This window comes from Phyllobacterium ifriqiyense (assembly GCF_030817885.1).
In the GTDB taxonomy this organism is placed as follows: domain Bacteria; phylum Pseudomonadota; class Alphaproteobacteria; order Rhizobiales; family Rhizobiaceae; genus Phyllobacterium; species Phyllobacterium ifriqiyense.
The window spans coordinates 275,500-296,470 of record NZ_JAUSZT010000003.1 but is presented as its reverse complement, the minus strand read 5'-3'; the positions used below and the strand labels follow the sequence as shown (position 1 = coordinate 296,470).

Genomic DNA, 20,971 nt, shown 5'->3' with positions numbered 1-20,971 from the left:
CACAAGGCTATATTCGATAGCTGCGGAATGGTTCCATTGCTTACAAAACTCGTCGGAATTCTCATGAACGGCTGTAAATCATTGTCAAATTACGACGTTGATCCGAGATAAGCCTTTTGGAGACTTATAAATCTATACAGATTGCGCCTTAACGCGTCATAATACGACCGTCGTACATTATCCTTTGAAGACTTGGTAAATGGTCGCTGGCATAAGCGCGGCAGTGCCCAACCTACGGCTGACGCAGAAGTTTTCGTCGCATCGTTTCGCAACAGCGAACTGTCAGATGACCTTTAAAGCGTGAAGTTTAAGCGACCCCGGTATCCGGTGATACCGGGGTTATGAGCGTTATGCCTCCGGCGCGTGGCAAACGGCCTCGATATTATGTCCGTCAGGGTCGATGACAAAGGCAGCATAATAATTGACGTGATAATGGGGGCGAAGACCAGGAGCACCATTATCTTTGCCACCAGCTTCCAAAGCTGCACGATAAAACGCGTCGACTTCCTGGCGGGTTTTTGCCGCGAAAGCCAAATGAATATGCGCTGGCTTTTCCTGGGTTTCGAACAGACACAATGAAGCCTCGCTCCCAGCGCTAAGCTCAATACCGTATGAAGGCTCGCCCTCGGCGACGATAGTTACTCCCAGCGGTTTTAATGCCTCGACAAAAAATGCCCTGCTCGCAGCATAATCGCTAACGCCGAATTTGACATGATCAAACATTGGACCTCCTTGTTGCCTCGCTATTTTGCTGGAACAGGACAGTCCATGTCTCCATCCGTGCATTTGAGGTATAGTTTCAATTCCTGAATACGGGATCGAGTTTTATTATAGAGGCAAGAATTCGAGATAAAAGGGTATGCTGTTCCACCTTGAACAGTCGAACTTGAGAAGTTGCATTCCGCGTCTCGAAATCCAATCCAGGCTTTTTGTGCAGCCACCAACAGTTTTGCGGTGTCCGGATCACCCTTTAATCGTCCTGCAATCTGCTTGTAGACCGAATTGAGTTCTCCGTCAGCTTTGGAATAAGCTTGCCCGGCACAAATATTCATGTCGGTCTGATTGGTCTTATCGCCACAGTTTTGCTGAGAATGTGCGAGTGAAATTCCTCCGAGAAATATGGCTGACGCCATAAACAGAACCTTCATTGCTTCTCTCTCCCTCTGAACAACGGATCAACGCCGACTCGGCAGTCATATCAAACTGAAACAGGATTGTTGAGCCAATCGGCCAGCGCAAAATTTGCTCTAGGCGAAACAAAGCACCGTATGCTCGCCAATCTGTGCATATCGCCATTTGTTCGTATGAACCTCATGCATCAGATCGCGATCAATCAGCTTACGGAACTTGGCCAATAGTTGGGGGTGCTCAGAATAGGTGGTTAGAAAGAGCTTGTTCTGAAAAATCAGAAATGGTGCAAGGCGGCGGTTTGCAACGCGCATATATTCAAAGAAGCCTTCCGAAACACTAGGCCAATGTGGACCGAGGAAATCATCAAGCAGGATGACGCCGCCGGGCACGATCATTTCCTGAGCGAGCGCCATATCATTGATTACATGCTTGACCGTATGACCGCCATCGACCGAAAAAAGTCGCACACCAGAGCTTTTTAGCCGTTGTCGGATGGTTGCCGGTGTAAATGACATGCTGTCAGCCGAAATTGCTGTGACCTGCCGCTTCAGGTGGGAAAAATAACTGTCGAGATGCTGGTTAAACATCGACAATGACCCTTTCCCGCTATGATCAAGATTTTTCTCCTGGTCGTCAAAAAGGTCGATGGCAATGCATTTCTCATTCGGTCTTGCTGTGGAAGCCATAAGGAAAAATAGTTTGCCGTGGTGCACACCGATTTCCACGATATCGCCAACGACATTATCTTCCAGCTGAATCTCCCTGATGAGCTTCAGAACATGGGGTACCCGGCTGCCTACCCAACCTTGGATGTTTATCCAAACATCTTTTAACGCGGTTTCCAATTGGGTCGCTGTCATTTTCTACCGGAGTGTCGATGAATTCATCCCCCCTGCAATATGAAACTCCTGGAAACCTAGGAGCAATGATTGGGGGCAACAATACAAATCACGCCAGAAAAGCCCGGATGCAACGATTCCTGCGGAGCACGAAGATGCCATGGACAATTTTCCGGGAATTCGCCTATGTCGATCGTGCCTGCGGCATCCGAGGGCGATGGTTCATGATGATCGTCGTTCCCAAGCGGGATGGCCCATTATCCAGAGCAAAAGGTTGGAGGTGGCAGGGCCGATTAGTTGGTCGGCCCTATCGCGCATCATGACCGAAAAAATGCCAGAAGATCCGAGTTTATGATCTCGGCGTGTGTCGTCGGCATCCCGTGCGGAAAGCCTTCGTAGGTCTTCAGCGTCCCGTTCTTCAAAAGCTTTGCCGACAATGGTGCTGAATCAGCATAGGGCACAATCTGATCATCGTCGCCGTGCATCACAAGCACGGGAACCGTGATTTTCTTGAGGTCTTCGGTGAAATCGGTTTGCGAGAAAGCAACAATTCCATCGTAATGTGCCTTGGCACCACCCATCATTCCCTGACGCCACCAATTATTGATCACTGCATCCGAAGGTTTGGCGTTTGGCCGATTGTAGCCATAGAAGGGGCCCGCAGCCACGGCATGATAGAATTCACTACGGCCTGCAGCGAGCTGTGCCTGAAAGCCATCAAATACATCTTTCGGCAAGCCATCCGGATTGGCATCGGTTTTCACCATGAGCGGTGGTACGGCACTTAGAATGGCTGCCTTTGCTACCCGGGATTCGCCGTGGCGCGCGATATAGTGTACCACCTCACCGCCGCCTGTCGAATGCCCGACGTGAATGGCGTTTCTAAGGTCAAGTTTTTCCGTCAGTGCGGCAAGGTCATCGGCGTAGTGATCCATGTCGTGACCATCACCGACCTGAGCGGAGCGGCCGTGTCCGCGCCTATCATGTGCAATGACGCGAAAGCCATGATTCACGAAGAATATCATCTGTGCATCCCAGTCATCGGCCGAGAGTGGCCAACCGTGACTGAAGACAATAGGTTGGCCAGTGCCCCAGTCCTTATAGAATATCTCGACGCCGTCATTGGTGGTGATTGTAGACATTTGCTCTCCTTGACAAGGTTGGACGATCTCATGCTGTACTTCGCAATCTCGGTTGCGTTTGCCTACCTGCTGGCCGCACTCCCCAAAGTATTTTCATTGAGCGTAACATCAAACATACCGTCAGAAAATATTGCTCAAATAAGCATATTTGCTAAGTCAATTCAGCAAGATGAAGGTCATAACCTCAGTCATGCAGGCGGCGGAGTTCATTGTGAACGAGTGTCCGGGCACAGATACCGAAAGCTGGATATAGCCAAGCACACGCTCGTCAAATGTTATGATGGCAAAATGTCCCCCGGCGTTGCTCGCATGGCCTTTATTGAGGGGCCAAGGAAGCGGGCATTTACGTCGAAACGGCAGGCCGCCCGCCGCCTACCGGTAAGCTGGAAAAGTGGCGCAAAGGAAAGATGCGGCGCAGAGCTTAGCCATGCCTTCCCCGCCTATGTTGGCGGTTTTGAGAACTGCTCCGATGGATGATTGAGGGCTGGAAGCTGCAAATCAGGTCACCCTACAGTGGCGACAAAAACATAGCCCGTTGCGATCTGTGAGAATCAAAGATGCTTTGAAGGGCCTTTAAGGAGAACTTTAAGGCCCTTCAAAAAAAGCGTCTGTTCTAAAATCGGGTGGCAAAAAATCAGAAACGCGCGGCGCGCTACAGCTACAGCGTGGCGTGCTACAGTCATTTCACTATAACTTATTGAAATACCTACTCTTTAGGGGAATGGTAGCGAAGGAGGGATTCGAACCCCCGACACAAGGATTATGATTCCTCTGCTCTAACCTACTGAGCTACTTCGCCCCATATGTCTTGCGACCCGTAAATGGCTGCCTCATAAAGCTGACCTGGGAGCGCACTGTCATTCGCCGAAGACGGGCGACAGGGACGTGGGCGGATATATGTGGGTGGAATGGGCCTGTCAAGCAATCTTCTCTACCAGCAAGTCCAGAAATTGTCCGAAAACCGATTCATCACAGTTACCGTCTATGAAAAACCGGGAAAACTTATCCAATCGCGTTCCTTTTCGCCGTTGGTCACAACAATATTTACCATGCTTGTCCACTGTATGGGGTGAATTCTTTGGTAGCCATGTTTGCAACACTTGTGTTCGTTAGTTGCTCCAGATATTGCATGCGGACATGAACAAGGCTGAAAAGATGGCTCCACGAATTGCAGTGCTCGGTTGTGGTTATTGGGGCAGCAATCATATCCGTACGTTGAAAAGCCTCGGCGCGCTTTACGCCGTGGCTGATCAAAATAGCGATCGCGCTGCGGGCTTTGCTGCCGAGCAGGGTGTATTGCATATTGAGGTCGAAGACCTTTTCACTCATCCTGACGTTGATGCTATCGTCATGGCACTGCCGCCGCAGTTTCACGCTGCAGCCGCAATACGCGCCGTAAACAACGGTAAAGACGTTCTTGTCGAAAAGCCGATTGCCTTGACCGTGCCTGATGCGGAGGCAGCCGTGAAGGCTGCCCGCGATAATAATCGCATCTTCATGGTTGGCCATGTTCTTCGTTTTCATCCGGCCTTTGAGAAGTTGCTGGAATTGATCAAGGTTGGCGATCTTGGTGATGTTCGCTATATCCACTCGCACAGACTGGGTCTTGGAAAATTTCATACGGAAAATGATGCGCTATGGGATCTTGCGCCGCATGACTTGTCGATGATTCTTGCAATCACCGGCACCGAGCCATTGGAAGTGCGGGGCGAGGGTGCAGCGGTTCTGGATCATTTGAGTGATTTCGCCCATCTTCATCTGCGGTTTCCAAACAATGTGCGGGGGCATCTGTTTGCCTCGCGGCTTAATCCCTATCGCGAGCGCCGCTTGACGGTGGTCGGGACCAAGGCCATGGCAGTTTTCGACGATATGGAGCCGTGGGACCGCAAGCTGGCTGTCTACAAACATTCGATCTGGCAGGATAATGGCCAGTGGGCTTCGACCACGGAAGAGCCGAGCTATATCAAGGTCGCGCAAGGAATGCCGCTGACGCGCGAATGCCAAAGCTTCATTCACAGCATCCAAACGCGTGAAGAGCCGAAAACCGATGGCGAAGAGGCCGTTCGCGTCTTGCGTATCCTGACGGCAGGCACCGTGGCTCACAACAAGGCCGGCTAACCTTCCTTGCCCTCCGGGATCGGCGTTGTTAGAACGGCCACGCCTTGTTACAAGAAGAGGCAAACTTTGAACGGCAACATCTGGCGGTTGTCGATCCGCCCTTTTAAAGAGTTGCCTAGATCTCGCCCGCAATGGATTCGCGGGAAACTTTTATTGGAGCAATGATGCAGTTCATCGATCTCGGCGCACAGCGTGAACGGATTAGCGGCAAACTTGACGCGGCCATCGCTAAAGTGGTGCGTGAAGGCAAATATATTCTCGGTCCGGAAGTCGCCGAATTTGAGAAACGCCTGGCCGATTATATCGGCGTTGAACACGTCGTTGCCTGCGCTAACGGCACGGATGCGCTGCAAATTCCACTGATGGCCAAGGGCATTGGTCCTGGCGATGCGGTGTTTGTTCCAAGCTTTACCTTTGCTGCAACAGCCGAAGTTGTTGCATTGGTCGGTGCGGAGCCGGTGTTTATCGATGTCGATCCCGACACCTACAACATTAATGTTGAGCAATTACAGGCAGCGGTTGATGCGGTCCGGGCCGAAGGCCGGTTGCAGCCTAAGGCTGTTATTCCCGTTGACTTGTTTGGCCTGGCTGCGAATTACACCTCCATTTCGGCAGTCGCCGCCAAAGAAGGCCTGTTTGTTATCGAGGATGCTGCGCAGTCTATTGGCGGCAAACGTGACAATGCCATGTGCGGTGCCTTTGGAGACGTCGGCGCAACCAGTTTCTATCCGGCAAAGCCACTTGGTTGCTATGGCGATGGCGGCGCGATGTTTACCAATAATGGCGAGTTGGCCGAAATAATGCGGTCCGTGCTTTTCCACGGCAAAGGCGAAACCCAATATGACAATGTGCGCATCGGCCTGAACTCGCGACTGGATACGATTCAAGCGGCGATCCTCATCGAAAAACTGGCAATTCTTGAAGATGAGATGGAAACTCGGCAGGTTGTTGCCAAGCGCTATGCTGCAGGCTTGAAGGATATTGCCAAGGTTGCTGTCATGCCGGAAGGTTCGCGTTCAGCCTGGGCACAATATGCTATCGAAACTGAAAACCGTGATGGGCTGAAAGCACATCTGCAAGCGAACGGCATTCCTTCGGTTATTTATTACGTGAAGCCTCTGCATTTGCAGGATGCATATAAGCATTATGGCCGCGCACCGGGCGGGCTTCCGGTTTCAGAAACTTTGCCGAAGAATATACTCTGCCTGCCGATGCATCCTTATCTCAGCGCGGATGATCAAGACAGGATCATTGCTACAATCCGGGACTTTCATGAAAAAGGGGCCTGAGGCCCCAATTTCTCAAATATGATGATGTGATCAGGCGTGCAGACTGCTCTGTGCGGCCAGCTTCTTGAGCATGGCTTCGGCCTGTGGAGCGCGTTCCGAACGGCCGATGAAGCCGCCGCCATAAACGCGGGCTGTGTTGCTGTCGTCGGAATAAAGAACACAGGCCTGGCCCGGTGCAATACCGCTTTCGCCATCAACCAGTTCCACCCATGTTTCACCAGCCTGATGATGTAGAACTGCAGGGCGGGGCGGGCGTGTTGAACGCACTTTGGCATAAATTTCGACACCGTTTTCCGAGATGTCGGTCAATGCTTCATCGCCGAGCCAATTGACGTCGCGCAAATAGACTTTTCGGGTCTCAAGCGCTTCGCGTGGCCCAACGACCACGCGCGCATTGGCAGCGTCGAGATGCACAACATACAATGGATCGCCTGTGGCGACGCCAATTCCGCGACGCTGACCGATAGTGTAATGGACAATACCCTCATGCCGCCCAAGCACGCGGCCATCTATATGGACAATGTCGCCGGGATTTGCCGCTTCCGGCTTTAATTTCGAGATAATGTCGGAATATTTGCCTTGCGGGACAAAGCAGATGTCTTGGCTATCCTGCTTATTGGCAACGGTCAGGCCAAGTTCTTCGGCGATGGCACGCGTCTCCGCCTTGGTCAGTCCACCGAGTGGAAAGCGCAAATAATCGATTTGTTCCTGCGTTGTGGCGAACAGAAAATAGCTCTGGTCTTTATCGGTGTCTACGGGACGGAACAGCGAGCGATGCGCACCATTTGCACGGCTGCGAATATAATGACCCGTTGCAAGGGCGTCGGCACCGAGGTCACGGGCTGTTTGCAACAGATCGGCAAACTTCACGGTCTGATTGCAAGACACGCATGGAATCGGCGTTTCGCCGCTAACATAGCTGGCAGCGAAGGGATCAATGACTGCTTCACGAAAGCGCGCTTCGTAATCGAGTACGTAGTGGGGGATGCCAATGCGCTCGGAAACCCTGCGCGCGTCTTCGATATCCTGGCCGGCACAACAGGAACCAGCACGGTGAGTCGAGGCGCCATGATCATAAAGTTGCAAGGTTACGCCAACAACGTCATAGCCTTGGCGTTTAAGAATGCCTGCGACAACAGAGGAATCCACGCCGCCGGACATGGCAACGACGATACGAGTGTCTTCCGGCCGAGCCGGTAGATCGAGACTGTTCAGTGTCATAAGCAATTCCAATTGGATGCAGCGGCATAAAAGCGCATGGCTGATGTCCGCTCTATATAGGTGAAATGGGAGAGCCTGCCAACAAGAACCGGCATCACAACTATTTTTTCCCGCGAAGTCTGTTTCGCCTGCTTGTCCGGAACTTTGATCAGGTGCTTGGCGGGTTCGGCTAAAGTTTAACAAAAACAATATGATTCCATTAACCGAAGTTACCAGAGAGTGACTACGTGTTTAGTCAATTATTAAAGCCCTGCATGTAATGTCAGCTGCGATAGGTCTTGAAGTTAAGTGTAGAGAGTACAATGACCGATCTTGTTCGACCGAGAGTAAAATATGTAATCGGCCCGGATGGCAGCCCGCTGACCATCGCCGATCTTCCACCCGCTAGCACGCGGCGTTGGGTAATTCGCCGCAAGGCCGAGGTGGTTGCCGCTGTACGCGGCGGTCTTCTCAGCCTTGAGGAAGCCTGCCAACGCTATACACTAACGGTGGAAGAGTTCCTGTCCTGGCAGTCGTCGATCTCGGATCACGGCTTGGCAGGTCTTCGAACGACCCGGATACAGCAATATCGTCATTAGATGATGGTGCCTATAAACGTGGAAAAGGCTGGTCTTCGGATCAGCCTTTTCCTTTTTGACCGATTTGCTTGTGTATCGTAGGGGCAGTCAGTCGCTAGTTTTCGGCATCCTTGCGCACAACGAAATGGGTGGCAACAGCCGAAAGTATGGCGGATATGGTGAAAAACCACAGGCCAGGTTGAGCAATCGCAGTGGCGAGGCCGCTGGTCTTGGCGCCGAAAATCACCAAAGCCACCAATAACACGTCCAACATTGACCATTTCGACAGGAACGCAACGGAATGGCGCCATTTGTGTCTTGCGGGGGTGGTCTGCAGAGCCGTCATTTGAGCCACTCCAAGCTTTGTGATTGGCAAAACGACGGAAAAGAGTGCGACAATTATCGCGAGCAGTTGATCGCCGCCGTCCCACAGGGATTGTATGATACCGAGCAGTGACGGGTTTTCTTCAAAGAAATACAGTTTACTGACATTCATCAGGGGCATGGTCAGACCGAGTGCCAATGTGAATGTAGCAATAAACAGTAGTAACGGAACAATTGATCGCATTGACAACAGAGTTTCCAGTTAGCCTGTCAGGGCTATGGCACAGGATGGTTGCATCTATCCAGAGCAAAGCAATTTTTGGTAACGCCTGCGCCTTTAATTTCTGGCCGGACGTGAACAAACGCGATACAGACGTAATACAGTCTCGATAAGCACAGATATTGGATAGAAAATCATATGCGTACTAAAATCGGCTTTTTTCTGGTTTTCATTGGATTGGCAACCTCTGCCTTTGCTCTGGAGAGCGGTGCGCCACCGGTACTGAAGCCTTTGACTGAGCAGGCGCAAGCTGCGCATTTAAGCGCGCAATTTCTTATCCAATATCACTATAAGACTGTGCCACTGGGCGACGAGCTTTCCGAGAAAATCCTCAATCGCTATATCAAATCGCTTGATCCGGAGAAATTTTTCTTCTCGCAAGCGGATATTGATGTCTTCAATGCCGATAAAGACAAGCTGGATGACGGTATTTATGGTGAGGATCTGACGATCCCTTTTACCATTTTCAACCTTTACGAACAGCGCGTGGTGGAACGTCTCAACTATGCTCGCGACTTGCTGAAGCAAAATTTCGATTTCAGCACCAAGGAAGATTTTCCAATTGTTCGTGACGATGAGGCATGGCCGAAGACCGAAGCAGAAAGTCGCGATCTATGGCGCAAGCGCGTCAAGAATGATTGGCTGCGTTTGAAGTTGGCTGGAAATGATGATGCAACCATCCGCAAAACGCTCGAAAAGCGTTACGCCAATTCGCTTTCCCGCGCCTACAAATACAAAAGTGAAGATGTTTTCCAGATATTCATGAATGCCTATACAAACTCGATAGAGCCTCATACGGACTATTTTGGACCTACGGCGGCGTCGGATTTTGATATTTCCATGCGTCTTTCGCTGGTCGGAATCGGCGCTGTCCTACAGGAGCGCGAAGAGTACACAACCATTCGCGAGCTGGTCGCAGGTGGTCCAGCTCAGCTATCCGGGCAATTGGGCGTGGGTGACAGAATCGTTGGCGTTGCACAGGGCAAGGACGGCGAAATGGTCGACGTTGTCGGAACGCCGCTTCCAGATGTGGTAAAACTCATCCGGGGCACAAAAGACACGGTGGTTCGTCTCAGCATATTTCCATCCGACGCCGGACCTGATGGCAAACATCGCGAGATCAGCCTTGTTCGCAATACCATTAACCTGGAGAAGCAGGCTGCGAAGAAGACCGTATTGCAGGTAAAGAATGGTGATGTGACCAATAAGGTAGGCGTCATTACCCTACCAACTTTCTACGAAGATTTCGATGCCCGCCGCAGAGGTGACAAGGATTACCGTAGCGCCAGCCGAGATGTTTCCAGACTGTTGACTGAACTGAAGAAAGAGCAGGTCGATAGTGTGATTATCGATTTGCGTAATAATGGCGGTGGGTCGCTGCCGCAAGCAATCGAGTTGACAGGGCTTTTTGTCGGCAAGGGGCCAGTCCTTCAGCAGCGCAACCATGAAGGCCAGATCAAGGTGAATGGTTCCGACACGCGTTCAGCAGCCTGGACAGGCCCGCTTGGCGTTCTGATCAATCGCGGATCGGCCTCGGCGTCGGAAATCTTCGCAGCAGCAATACAGGATTATGGCCGTGGCATCATTATTGGTGAGCCTAGCTTTGGCAAAGGCACTGTACAAACCGTGGTCAATCTTGACGAAGAGGCCAACAATCCCAAGCCCGAATTCGGTGAATTGAAAATGACGGTCGCCCAGTTCTTTCGCATAAATGGCGGCACCACGCAGCTAAGGGGCGTCGTACCCGATATTAGTTTGCCGGGTTTTTCCGATCTCGAAAATTTGGGGGAGGCGAGCTATGACAATGCTCTGCCATGGCTTCAGATTAAAAAGGCTGATTATAAGCAGCTCGGTGACATTAAGGACCTGGTGCCCCAGGTGCAGACGTTACATAATGAGCGCGTGACAAAGGATAAGGATTTCCAACGTCTCGTGGAAGATGCGGCTGAACTCGAACGTCGTCGGAAACAAAAAGCGATCTCGCTGAACGAAACAGAACGACGTAATGAGCGCGAGCAGCAGTTGAGCCGTATCAAAGCCCGCGAGAAGGCTGATGGTGTGACACCGCTCGACGCGGCCTTTCAGGAAGACGGACTTCAGGCCAATGAGCGCAGCCTGAGCGCTGACATTGCAAGTGAGAAAGCATTGAAAAATGCCAAGGACGTGTTGCTCGAAGAATCTGCTCACATACTCGTGGACGTGACGGCGCTTACGAATGGCTCCTCAAGCACGGCAGGAAAAGCGGTAAAGCAATAGGTGCGCTCGCTCGAGACCCTCGGAGATTTGAATGTCTGAAAATATCAAGATTGAAAAGAAAGAGGCTGGAAGCGGCGGGCGCTATGTAGCCACACTGTCCGGCCATGAGGCGGAAATGGCCTATTCGCGGGCAAGTCCCAAGCTAATCATTATCGACCATACGGCCGTGCCCGATGCACTGCGTGGTCAGGGCGTGGGGCAGGCTTTGGCTTTACACGCAGTTGAAGATGCAAGGGCTGGCGGCTGGAAGATCATTCCGTTATGCCCATTCATGCGCGCCCAGTCGCTTAGGCACGAAGAATGGGCTGATGTCATTCAGCAAAAATGAGACGTTTTGATAGATTCGCGCGGGTTGCCGAACTCTATCAAAATGTCTCCGTCAACCGATCATTGCACGGCGGTCGGGCACGACAACTTCTTCGGCTTCTCTTGGCTTGCCATCACGCTGCTCGAGCGCTTCGGCCTTTGCCAATTCTTTTTCCGATTCCACAAGCGCAGCTTCCGCCTCATCTTTCTGATTCTTCAGGTCTCTGATCGATACAAAAAGATTATCGCGGCGCTGACGTGCAGCTTTTGCGAAGGTCGGGTAGGCAAAATGCGTTGTGTCGGTGATGCCGGCTTTCGTCTCCTCAGACGTTATCTGTGCGTCTAGTTCAGCAGCCATACGTTCGAATTCACCCATCATCAGGTCAAGCTGGCCGAGTTGGCGGCGCTTCTCCTTAACCTGAAACAGCTTCAATCGTACTAAACCTTCATGCGACTTCATATTTACTACCCCCGTAACGCTTCACCAAAAGCTGGTACTCTGAGTGCTGTGAAACCCTTCCTGGCGCTCATCCAGCCCCATTCGACCCGAATCACTTGGGTAAAATGAAACAAAAACTTAAAGACAGGCCCGCTTGGTAACCTTTCCTTTACGTTCAGCATTAATCATACGCCTTAAGACTTAAAGCTCTGTAAACTGATGCATCAAGTTTTGAAGCGGCAAGTTTATTGAGTCGAATGAATCGCTTAGGTGGAAAACCTGATGCTTTGGCTGATGGTATTTTGGCGGCGAGTTGACCTTATGAATCAATGCAGTGTCTGCGATTTTTAATTTATGAGTCAAAGACACTTGCAAAGCGGAATTAGATTTTGTTAACCATTCGGTGGCAATCTTAACGTTATGGAAACGGCTTGTTTCGCGACCTGACTCGGGATTGCCTGACCTAGGGTTTTGGGCAACCCATTTCAGCGGCGGGAAAAGGGGAATGATATGCGGGTTCTTTTAATCGAAGATGATAGTGCAACGGCCCAGAGCATCGAATTGATGCTCAAGTCGGAAAGCTTCAATGTTTATACGACGGATCTGGGCGAAGAGGGTGTCGATCTCGGCAAGCTCTACGACTATGACATTATCCTCCTCGACCTCAATCTGCCGGACATGTCCGGTTATGAAGTCCTGAGGACCCTGCGTCTGTCGAAGGTAAAAACACCAATCCTTATCCTTTCCGGTATGGCTGGTATTGAGGACAAGGTGCGTGGCCTCGGCTTCGGCGCTGACGACTATATGACCAAGCCATTCCACAAGGATGAGCTGGTTGCTCGTATCCATGCAATCGTGCGCCGCTCAAAGGGCCATGCTCAATCGGTTATCACAACAGGTGATCTGATCGTAAACCTGGATGCAAAGACTGTAGAAGTCACAGGCCAGCGCGTTCACCTGACTGGTAAGGAGTACCAGATGCTGGAGCTTCTTTCGCTGCGCAAGGGTACGACACTTACCAAGGAAATGTTTCTCAACCATCTCTATGGCGGTATGGACGAGCCGGAATTAAAGATCATCGACGTCTTCATCTGCAAGCTGCGCAAGAAGCTCGACAACGCCTCCGGTGGTATCAATTACATCGAAACGGTCTGGGGTCGCGGTTATGTTCTTCGTGAACCGGATGCCGCTGATCTTCGCGAAATCGCCTGATCACTATAATTTAGAAAAAGGGCTCCGCGAAAAGCGGAGCCCTTTTTATTTTTGATGCGCGCTCAATCTATTAAATCCAAACGTCATTCTGCGCTGTGCGCTGGCTGTCCAGGTCGCCGGTGTTGAGCACGCCGCGCGGTTCGATCAGCATCAGTTTCACTTCTTTGTCCGCGTAGGGTTTATGCTCTACGCCTTTTGGGACAACATACATCTCGCCCGCTCGCAATGTGACTGCACCGTCGCGAAAATCGATGCGTAGCTCGCCTTCAAGCACGATGAACGTTTCATCGGTATCTTTATGATCGTGCCAGATAAAATCTCCTTCCAGCCGGGCGATTTTGAACTGGTAATCATTCATTTCAGCAATGACTTTGGGTTGCCACTGTTCGGAAAACAGCTCGAACTTGTTACTGAAGTTGATTGCTTGGCGGGATTGTAATGATGTGTCATTGCTCATGGTGGAGGCTCTCTGGCTGACGGGACATTATCGTGGCGCGTTTCCGGCGTTGGTCAGATCTTCGCCTTGGACGGATAAATAGTTTCTCCCCGTTCTAACATGTCGACGAATTTTTCAATCCTGCTGGCACGTGTCTTTGCTTGTTTTGCGGTAAATATCCGGTGAAGAATGGCGTAGCGATTGGTTTTGTTGATCCGTTCGAAGAACTCCTTTGCAACCGGATTCAGATCAAGGGCCAATTGGAGGTCGTCCGGGACTTGTGCAGTGCTTGGGGGAGCATAGGCGGCGTCCCATCGGCCATCGGCTTTTGCCCGTTCGACTTCGGCCAATCCTGCTGACGTCATCCTACCTTGTTCGATCAGCTCGGTGGCTTTTGAGCAGTTGCGTTGAGACCATTTGCTTTGAGCTTTGCGCGGCGTATAGCGCAAAAGCCAGAAATCGTCGTCGAGTTTGTCGCTCTGACTGTCGATCCATCCATGACATAATGCGCTATCGATAGACTCCGCATGGGAAATGCTGGCCATACCGGCATTTTTCTTGGCAAGCTTGAGCCAAAGCCCTTGCGAGGTACGTGGCTGTTCACTCAGCCAAGCTTCAAACTGCGCAGCTGAGTCAAACTGAATTATCGGAAGCTCAGATTTCGCTGGCATTTAGGTTCCAACTTCAATCGGCGGCATGATTTCTGCAAGCGATGCGCGATTGAACGGTTTCAGCAAATATCCTGCTGCTCCAGCGCGTTTTGCACGCATGATTCTGGTGATATCCATTTCCGGCAGGCAGAGATAGATTTTCGTGCTGTCGCCGCCAGGCAGTGCTCGAATTGTTTGGATTATTTCTGTTGCGGACATATCGATGAGCCCGTCATCCAGAATGATCATGTCCGGCATTTCGACACTGCATGCGGCCACGGTCTGGTAACCAGTATCAGCTGTCGTCACAACGACTTTGTCGCTGGAGATCAGACGGCCAGCGACTTTTCGCACCACAGGTGAGCCGTCAACGATCATACAACGCAGCATAAGTTCCCCCGAACCGGACAGCCATCTCAGCTATTCAGGTGGTGAACCTATAGGCCGCCCGTGAATAAACAGGCAAGCGGAATGGTAAATATTGAAATACCGCCGGAGTTACCGGCGGTAACCCGTATGAGACTTAAGCGGCGGTAAAGATAATTTCTTCCGGTGTCGCATGGATGGAAATGGTCATGCCGGATTCTTGCGCCAACAAAAGCGTATAATAAGGTTGAACCGCGTGCGCATCGATTGCTTCTTCAGGAACTTTGCCGCTGTGAAGCTCAAGAAATTTCGGTGGCACGCGCAGCATCGGTCCGCGCGAGGTCAGAACAAAGCGTGGTTCGGTTTCCGGCGTCTGCAGGGAAACCGACAAGGTACCACCGCGTGGCAGAGCCGCATTGGCGATCAGGATGAGATTCAGCAGCAACTTAACTTTGTTCTTGGGCAAAAGAACGCGATTGCCCTCCCAGCTCAGTTCCGCTTTTTCGCCCTTCATATATTGTTCTGCAACATTGTGAGCGTCGCCTGTATCGATTTGTACTCCTGCCGATCCGGCAGCACCAAAAGCGATGCGGGCAAATTGCAGACGGGCAGAGGCACTGCGCGCGCTGGACTTGATAAGATTCATCGCATCTTCGTCTGCGCCACCCTCTTCGAGCAGCTCAAGACCGTTGTTTATGGCTCCAACGGGCGAAATAATGTCGTGGCATATCCGGCTGGAAAGGAGCGCTCCAAGGTCAGTTGCCGAAAGGATGACGGGCAATGTCATAAGAGGTCTCCTGAAAATGAGCTTTATGGTTCTAAGTTCCCCGCGAATCAAAGCCGCGAATCACTTGGTTCTCGTGCTCTTCTGGATATAGAGGGCGGTGCGGATGGGCAAGAACGTCATGCAGCAGGATGAAAATGCCTAAAAAATGCAATTTTAACGAGCCATTGAAATGCCAAGATCAATTCATAAACTTTTATACAAGGTTTGCTGTCTTAAATAGGGTTAACGCAAACACAGATTTGCGAATCAGGCGTCGGACAATGAGCGAACACCAAAAGGAATTATTATGGCGTCTCTACTCTTGTCTTTGAATCGTGGCTTTCTCCTTCTCATGACCGTGGTGTCATTGTTTTTTGTGCAGGCGCAAGCAGCGCATGCTCAGAATACTTATACGATGGACGAAATCGTCAATTCCGGTCAGAGATTTTTCGGTTCGACCTCTGGCGGTCTGGCGACGGCCGTCGAAAAGGTTTTTCAAAGTTATGGTCTGCCGAATGGCTATGTCCTCGGCGAAGAAGGTTCTGGAGCCATTATCGGCGGTCTGACCTATGGCGAAGGCTCGCTCTATACGAAGAACGCAGGTGACCACAAAACCTTCTGGCAAGGTCCCTCCATCGGTTGGGATTTTGGTGGTCAGGGATCGCGCGTCATGATGCTTGTCTATAATCTTGACGATGTGCAAAGTCTCTATGGACGTTTCGTTGGCGTGGCCGGCTCCGCCTATCTCTTTGCAGGTGTCGGGTTCAATGTTCTGAAGCGCAATCAGGTCTTGTTGGTACCGATCCGGACTGGTGTTGGAGCGCGCCTGGGTGTCAATGTCGGCTATTTGAAGATTACCCCTTCAGCGACGTGGAACCCGTTTTGATTTCTTGAAAACGGCGTTTTGAAAGCCAAGGCGCGGGCAACCCAGTTCGCGCCTTTGTATTTTAAACACCTGACTGATAATAAGATTGTGTCGAGAAGACCTCTGACAGGACCCTATAGTGATCCAGACCGCGCTTTATTTTGCTCTTGGATTTCTGGCTGCCGTATTATTGGCATTGCTGGTAGTTCCGCCAATCTGGCGCCGTGCAACTTACTTAACTCGCAGACGCGTTGAAGCTGAAATACCCCTTACCCTGAATGAAATACAGGCGCAGCGTGATGGTTTGCGGGCTGAACACGCACTGGCTAACCGCAAGCTTGAACTTATGCTGGAGAACGCCAAGGAAAAGGCGGGACGGCTGCTTGCGGATGTGAGCGAAAAGGACAGGCTTGCAGCAAAGTTTGCGCAGGAGCTGGAGCAGCGCGAACAACGAATTTCCGAGCTAGAGGCGATATTGGCTTCGGATAAGGAAAACCTCAATAAATTGACAGCAGCAAGCGCGGCACAAGAAAAACTGCTGGAACAGCGTGCGGCAGAACTGGAACTGTTGCATCGCCGGTTGGCTGGTCTTGCGACGAATGCGGATAGTCTCAAGATAGATTTGGCCGCTCAATCGGCCCGTATCGATAATCTTTCTGATGACCTCAAGACCGCACGCAAAGACAAACGAGAAAGCGACGAACAGAAACGTAAGGCTGAAACAGAATTGAAAGCGCTACGCAGCTCGCTTGAGCAGGAAATCAGGCAAAGGTCTGAACTGGATAAACAAGCCAGCGCTCTTTTGCGGCAGCTTACAGATAGTGAAGCCAAACTTGCGCGACGTGAAAAAGATATCGAGCGTGTAAATGAGCGTTTGCGCAAGGTCCTTGCGGCAGAGAGAAAGCAGCCTGCAGTAACGGGCGAGGTGGCCCGGGGCAAACAGGCCTTTGTCCAGGCGCAAGAAGGCGATGTCTTGCGGGACCAGATGAACGATCTGGCTGCGCAAGTTATAGCAATGACTGCGAAGCTTGAGGGCTCAGAGTCGCTGATTAACGACTTGCTGGGTACGAGCAGCAATGGTTCGGAAGTGCGTGATGCGGATGGCAAGATTATTGTAAGTCTTGGCGATCGCATACGCGCGCTTCAGCAGGCCGCGTCACAAGCTGGCAAAGCGGCTGAGCCGTGATAAGGCAATCCCCGATGCGGTTGCAACATTAAGACTGTCGAAATCCGAAGACATGGGGATTCTGGCTGTTTGCAGTTGTTGCAAAAGGGCAGGAGGAAGACCTTCGCCTTCAGTCCCGAGCAAAAGCGCTGTTCTTTGTGCCGGCTGGACAGAGTTAATGCTGGTTAATCCGGAAGGACTGAGGCCAAAAAGTGTAAAGCCGGCATCCTGCAATGTCTCAATGATCGCCTCAATAGGGCCCTGCTGCGCGAAAGGAACCTTGAGTGTTGCCCCGACCGACACTCTTATCGCCTTGCGATAAAGCGGGTCGCAGCTGGTCTCGTCCATTATGACGCAATCTGCTTCAAAGGCTGCCGCGTTGCGGAAAATCGAACCCATATTATCGTGATTGGATATGCCACAGAGCACAACGACCAAAGCCGTTGGGGAAAGTGTATCTATAAGGGCTTGCACGGATAGCGGGTTCATTCGCCTGCCGACAGCCAAGATTCCCCTGTGCATGGGGAAACCGGCAATCGCATCAATCGTTGTGCGAGAGACGCAATAAATCGGCACATCTGCTGGACATAAGCGGATTTGGTCTTTGAGGCCCGCCAACCTGTTTTCAATGATCAGCAGAGATTCAATGGCGAACGACCTGTTGGCCAAGAGCACATTGAGGACGACCTTACCCTCTGCAATAAAGCGCCCCTCACGCCCCACCAGATCACGTTCCCTGACATTTCTATAGGGCGCAAGCCGCTCGTCCTCAGGACCAGCAATGCGGGTAATCCGCTGCTCCAGCCAAACGTCCGGATTATCGTCGCTCACACCGGGGCCTGTTCCGCTGCTAGACCGGCGCGTGCCTGGCCAGCCATGCGCACCAATGTCATATGCATATCTTTTGCAGATTCCAGCGGCTTTTCAAAGAATATACGAGCCACTTCATCGCCATCCGCAATGTCAAACCCATCCGCATCAATACCTGTTATCCGCCATTTGCCATCCGGTAGCTTGGCATAATAACGGGCATATAAAGCGATCGCTTCAGCATGATCCTCGTTCATGTGATCGACAGCGTTCTTTTCTGCTTCAGCAAGTTCTGGGTTGACAGGGCTTAAGCTCAACCAATCCTTTGCTTCCAGTTGGTAAGCGCGTCCGAAACCACCATTCAATTTGGTATTTTCCGGTTCCAGCCGGAAAAACCGGAAATCGCCAAGGCCGACATAGAGTTTCGATTTGGGCAGGTGTGAAAGGTAGCGCCATTCAATACGGGCGTGTTCAGGAGTGCCTTTGACTATTTCCCGCGCTTTTGCAGAAATTGTCATCCGCGGATAGGCCAGGGGATCTCCCTTGCCAAGTTCACCAACCAAGAGCGAGCATCGCGGGTCGGCCAGCAAAGCAGGCGTATGAGCAGCAAGGGCAGAAACCAGGGTAATTGGAGTGCCGTCATGGTCTGTGGAAATGCCGATACGTGTTGCGATGGGGTTGCCGGTGTTTGGCTCCAGCGTTGCAATGACTGCATGTCGGGCGCTTCGCATCAAACGGCGTATAAGCCGGATCGCGCTGTCATCCATCTCACGCAAAACATCCATCTTTTCGCTCACGTCATATCCTCAATCAGTCAGGAGCAAGTTTTTGCTCTGGGAATATCTGATTGATAAGAGGTGCAGCGAATTGGGACAAGTCCCGAAGTCTTATATCAGGCGGCGATTGCCTGATTATCATTGATCCCTGCATCTCTCATGCAGTCGGCAAGCAGATCAAGATCGACCGGTCCGATCGTGCAAAGGACTGGCGCGACATCCTCGGCTGCCACCTGCAATGACATCAATTCGCGCAGTGCGTCCATGAGTGATTCGCGCGTATCATATCGTGGTGGAGGAGAACGCATGAGCTTGCCCTTCGGACCTCATTTAGTTGCCCAAGATTAACTCGATAGTGGTAAACAAATTCTTAATTATGCCATTATTAGGATTTTCGTGCTATTGCATTGGATAAAATAAACGCATAATTTCAATTAGATAGATGTTGGATGTCCAGAATTGTATTTTGTTGCCATTGTTTGGCCCCAAATGACATCATTCTGTGCTCAACTTCACCAGCAGGAAAAACAGCGATGAGAATTGCTTCGTGATCGGCGGTAAGTGGAAAATCCACTCTGTAGCGGGAATTGTAACGGCGGCGGCGCTCATCAGCGGTTGCACAACACAGAACGCGCAGACCAGCAAGATCAAGCCGCAAGCGGCAACCTCGCAGACTACATCCGGTAATTACGCCTATACGCCCAAGGACAAGGAATGCCTTGAACGGGCAATGTTCTTTGAGTCCAACCGTTCAAGCCAAGATGGTCTGGTGGCTGTTGGAACAGTGGTTATGAACAGACTTGATGCGGGCAAATGGGGAAACTCCATATGCAGCGTTGTTGGACAGAAGGGACAGTTCGCCCCGGGCGTCTTGTCTCGTCCGATGACGTCATCGGCACTTCCGGACGTTCAGGCTGCGGCAGACGCTGTGCTGAAGGGCAAGCGTAACCCTCAGGTCAAGAACGCAATGTATTTTCACACTGCCGGTTTGCGGTTCCCTTACAAGAACATGCATTACACCGTCGTTGCTGGCGGAAATGCGTTTTACGAAAAGCGCGATCGTTATAATTCGGCAGAAATTGCTTCCAAGGAAGCAAGCCAAGCCATTGCCAATGCATATATTGCAAGCATGAGAACCTCCGGCGCAGGCAATGCTACGCAAGTGGCAAGCGCAGCGACGACCACCTCCACACCGACCTCTGGTCGCGTTGTGGCCACGCAGCAACCCGTACTGGTTGCGCAGGCTGACATCGTTCCACCGCAGATGGCGTTTGCTAGCGAGAAGGTTGCTGTTCCTGTTGATCCGCCTGTTGGGGCCATGGAGCACACATTGCAGGCACAGCAGCAGGCTGCACAGACGACACCAGGCGCCGCTCCGGCTGGAATACTGGCCTATGAGGCTCCGACCAGCAAAAGCGTAGATGCTATTGGTCAAATGCTCTTGGCTCAGGACAGACCTAACGCCTTGAACTAATAAAAAAGCACGCTCCGGCGTGCTTTTTTATTATTGTACCCTGCTACAATAGCTCTTCAGGGCACCAGAAAATGATGGTCCCACTCATTGTGGGGAACCAACTGCCCAATCGCATACTGAAATGTCAGAATGGTCATATGATCGGGCGATGTCGAGCATGTGTATGACAGGTGATACCATTCGCCCTTACTGCGAAAGGCCGCACCCGTGGAGCGAATCTTGTCGCCGCTGATCTTGGGCTCGGCAAAAGCATAGGCCACCAATTCATCCGGAACCATTTTGGCCGGATCCTTGTGGATACGTTCCATTGCTTCCAGATCACAGCGCTGCTCAAGCCTTGTTTGCGGGTCCAGCCTTTCTAGCTCGTCGGCTGCGCTTTTATCCATTGCTGCGGCTGGAGCGGAAACCGCAATGGCAAGCAGAAAAGCACCAATAATTTTCATCAATTTGCTTTCCGGCGTAATCGCATGGCCCGTTGCGGGTCAAAGTTCTGTGAGATACCGCTGCATTTAAGACGGAATTGTGGAAATCAAAACCATTGGAACATTA

25 protein-coding genes and 1 tRNA gene are annotated in these 20,971 nt (G+C 51.4%); 10 read left to right on the top strand and 16 right to left on the bottom strand.

Features of this window, described 5'->3' with window-relative positions:
- Positions 1–348: 348 nt before the first annotated feature.
- The 4 genes from QFZ34_RS08770 to QFZ34_RS08755 form a co-directional block, all read right to left on the bottom strand.
- Complete coding sequence (locus QFZ34_RS08770; RefSeq protein ID WP_307279719.1) at positions 349–723, bottom strand: VOC family protein; 375 nt, start codon at positions 721–723, stop codon at positions 349–351.
- Positions 724–743: 20 nt separating this feature from the next.
- The gene (locus QFZ34_RS08765; protein WP_307279718.1) at positions 744–1,148 is read right to left on the bottom strand and encodes a lysozyme inhibitor LprI family protein; all 405 of its coding nucleotides are present in this window, start codon (positions 1,146–1,148) and stop codon (positions 744–746) included.
- A gap of 99 nt (positions 1,149–1,247) precedes the next feature.
- A complete protein-coding gene (locus QFZ34_RS08760) occupies positions 1,248–1,991 on the bottom strand; it encodes a class I SAM-dependent methyltransferase (RefSeq protein ID WP_307279715.1) in 744 nt (247 codons plus the stop codon).
- A 296-nt stretch (positions 1,992–2,287) separates the two neighbouring features.
- Positions 2,288–3,112 carry an alpha/beta fold hydrolase gene (locus QFZ34_RS08755; protein WP_307279713.1) on the bottom strand — a complete coding sequence of 275 codons (825 nt, stop codon included), beginning with the start codon at positions 3,110–3,112 and terminating at the stop codon, positions 2,288–2,290.
- Positions 3,113–3,400: 288 nt separating this feature from the next.
- Between QFZ34_RS08755 and QFZ34_RS08750 the strand changes: the two genes are divergently transcribed.
- Entirely contained in the window at positions 3,401–3,589 is a 189-nt protein-coding gene (locus tag QFZ34_RS08750; protein ID WP_307279711.1) for a hypothetical protein, read from the top strand.
- Between the two features lie 245 nt (positions 3,590–3,834).
- On the opposite strand, the gene QFZ34_RS08745 is transcribed toward QFZ34_RS08750, so the two are convergent.
- Positions 3,835–3,911, bottom strand: a tRNA-Met gene (locus QFZ34_RS08745).
- Between the two features lie 356 nt (positions 3,912–4,267).
- Between QFZ34_RS08745 and QFZ34_RS08740 the strand changes: the two genes are divergently transcribed.
- Together QFZ34_RS08740 and QFZ34_RS08735 are read left to right on the top strand one after the other, a co-directional pair.
- Positions 4,268–5,230: a Gfo/Idh/MocA family protein gene (locus QFZ34_RS08740; RefSeq protein WP_115053217.1), complete on the top strand. Its 963-nt coding sequence runs from the start codon at positions 4,268–4,270 to the stop codon at positions 5,228–5,230.
- 164 nt (positions 5,231–5,394) lie between these two features.
- Positions 5,395–6,519 carry a DegT/DnrJ/EryC1/StrS family aminotransferase gene (locus QFZ34_RS08735; protein ID WP_307286208.1) on the top strand — a complete coding sequence of 375 codons (1,125 nt, stop codon included), beginning with the start codon at positions 5,395–5,397 and terminating at the stop codon, positions 6,517–6,519.
- Positions 6,520–6,549: 30 nt separating this feature from the next.
- On the opposite strand, the gene mnmA is transcribed toward QFZ34_RS08735, so the two are convergent.
- A complete protein-coding gene (gene mnmA / locus QFZ34_RS08730; RefSeq protein WP_307279708.1) occupies positions 6,550–7,740 on the bottom strand; it encodes a tRNA 2-thiouridine(34) synthase MnmA in 1,191 nt (396 codons plus the stop codon).
- Between the two features lie 302 nt (positions 7,741–8,042).
- Between mnmA and sciP the strand changes: the two genes are divergently transcribed.
- The gene (sciP, locus tag QFZ34_RS08725) at positions 8,043–8,318 is read left to right on the top strand and encodes a CtrA inhibitor SciP (protein WP_008124404.1); all 276 of its coding nucleotides are present in this window, start codon (positions 8,043–8,045) and stop codon (positions 8,316–8,318) included.
- A gap of 94 nt (positions 8,319–8,412) precedes the next feature.
- On the opposite strand, the gene QFZ34_RS08720 is transcribed toward sciP, so the two are convergent.
- Entirely contained in the window at positions 8,413–8,865 is a 453-nt protein-coding gene (locus tag QFZ34_RS08720) for a paraquat-inducible protein A (RefSeq protein WP_307286206.1), read from the bottom strand.
- A 174-nt stretch (positions 8,866–9,039) separates the two neighbouring features.
- Here QFZ34_RS08720 and QFZ34_RS08715 point away from each other — a divergent pair, with 174 nt between their 5' ends.
- Both QFZ34_RS08715 and QFZ34_RS08710 read left to right on the top strand, forming a co-directional pair.
- Positions 9,040–11,157 carry a carboxy terminal-processing peptidase gene (locus QFZ34_RS08715; RefSeq protein WP_307279704.1) on the top strand — a complete coding sequence of 706 codons (2,118 nt, stop codon included), beginning with the start codon at positions 9,040–9,042 and terminating at the stop codon, positions 11,155–11,157.
- 31 nt (positions 11,158–11,188) lie between these two features.
- Positions 11,189–11,485 (top strand): GNAT family N-acetyltransferase, encoded by a 297-nt coding sequence (locus QFZ34_RS08710; RefSeq protein ID WP_115052349.1) that lies wholly within the window; start codon positions 11,189–11,191, stop codon positions 11,483–11,485.
- Positions 11,486–11,536: 51 nt separating this feature from the next.
- Here the strand turns inward: QFZ34_RS08710 and QFZ34_RS08705 are convergent, their stop codons facing one another.
- Positions 11,537–11,923 carry a flagellar export protein FliJ gene (locus QFZ34_RS08705; protein WP_115052350.1) on the bottom strand — a complete coding sequence of 129 codons (387 nt, stop codon included), beginning with the start codon at positions 11,921–11,923 and terminating at the stop codon, positions 11,537–11,539.
- Between the two features lie 489 nt (positions 11,924–12,412).
- Between QFZ34_RS08705 and ctrA the strand changes: the two genes are divergently transcribed.
- A complete protein-coding gene (ctrA, locus tag QFZ34_RS08700) occupies positions 12,413–13,114 on the top strand; it encodes a response regulator transcription factor CtrA (protein WP_008124398.1) in 702 nt (233 codons plus the stop codon).
- A gap of 70 nt (positions 13,115–13,184) precedes the next feature.
- Here ctrA and QFZ34_RS08695 read toward each other — a convergent pair whose 3' ends face one another.
- The 4 genes from QFZ34_RS08695 to chpT form a co-directional block, all read right to left on the bottom strand.
- On the bottom strand, positions 13,185–13,571 hold the full coding sequence (locus tag QFZ34_RS08695) for a cupin domain-containing protein (protein WP_307279691.1): 387 nt from the start codon (positions 13,569–13,571) through the stop codon (positions 13,185–13,187).
- A gap of 53 nt (positions 13,572–13,624) precedes the next feature.
- Positions 13,625–14,221 carry a YdeI/OmpD-associated family protein gene (locus QFZ34_RS08690; RefSeq protein ID WP_307279688.1) on the bottom strand — a complete coding sequence of 199 codons (597 nt, stop codon included), beginning with the start codon at positions 14,219–14,221 and terminating at the stop codon, positions 13,625–13,627.
- On the bottom strand, positions 14,222–14,590 hold the full coding sequence (locus tag QFZ34_RS08685; RefSeq protein WP_307279686.1) for a response regulator: 369 nt from the start codon (positions 14,588–14,590) through the stop codon (positions 14,222–14,224).
- A gap of 133 nt (positions 14,591–14,723) precedes the next feature.
- Positions 14,724–15,353 (bottom strand): histidine phosphotransferase ChpT, encoded by a 630-nt coding sequence (gene chpT / locus QFZ34_RS08680; protein ID WP_115052354.1) that lies wholly within the window; start codon positions 15,351–15,353, stop codon positions 14,724–14,726.
- 331 nt (positions 15,354–15,684) lie between these two features.
- On the opposite strand from chpT, the gene QFZ34_RS08675 reads away from it, so the two are divergent.
- Entirely contained in the window at positions 15,685–16,218 is a 534-nt protein-coding gene (locus QFZ34_RS08675; RefSeq protein ID WP_307286202.1) for a DUF1134 domain-containing protein, read from the top strand.
- A gap of 118 nt (positions 16,219–16,336) precedes the next feature.
- Entirely contained in the window at positions 16,337–17,383 is a 1,047-nt protein-coding gene (locus QFZ34_RS08670; protein WP_307279681.1) for a coiled-coil domain-containing protein, read from the top strand.
- Here QFZ34_RS08670 and QFZ34_RS08665 read toward each other — a convergent pair.
- The 3 genes from QFZ34_RS08665 to QFZ34_RS08655 all read right to left on the bottom strand — a co-directional run bounded on the left by QFZ34_RS08665 (position 17,354) and on the right by QFZ34_RS08655 (position 19,256).
- On the bottom strand, positions 17,354–18,166 hold the full coding sequence (locus QFZ34_RS08665) for a TrmH family RNA methyltransferase (RefSeq protein ID WP_307286199.1): 813 nt from the start codon (positions 18,164–18,166) through the stop codon (positions 17,354–17,356). The genes QFZ34_RS08670 and QFZ34_RS08665 overlap by 30 nt on opposite strands.
- 23 nt (positions 18,167–18,189) lie before the next feature.
- Complete coding sequence (locus tag QFZ34_RS08660) at positions 18,190–18,969, bottom strand: HugZ family pyridoxamine 5'-phosphate oxidase (protein WP_115052357.1); 780 nt, start codon at positions 18,967–18,969, stop codon at positions 18,190–18,192.
- A gap of 95 nt (positions 18,970–19,064) precedes the next feature.
- Complete coding sequence (locus tag QFZ34_RS08655) at positions 19,065–19,256, bottom strand: hypothetical protein (protein ID WP_115052358.1); 192 nt, start codon at positions 19,254–19,256, stop codon at positions 19,065–19,067.
- Between the two features lie 239 nt (positions 19,257–19,495).
- On the opposite strand from QFZ34_RS08655, the gene QFZ34_RS08650 reads away from it, so the two are divergent.
- Positions 19,496–20,422, top strand: a complete 927-nt coding sequence (locus QFZ34_RS08650; protein ID WP_307279677.1) for a cell wall hydrolase — start codon at positions 19,496–19,498, stop codon at positions 20,420–20,422.
- A gap of 56 nt (positions 20,423–20,478) precedes the next feature.
- On the opposite strand, the gene QFZ34_RS08645 is transcribed toward QFZ34_RS08650, so the two are convergent.
- A complete protein-coding gene (locus QFZ34_RS08645; RefSeq protein WP_115052360.1) occupies positions 20,479–20,865 on the bottom strand; it encodes a DUF930 domain-containing protein in 387 nt (128 codons plus the stop codon).
- Positions 20,866–20,971 lie beyond the last annotated feature (106 nt).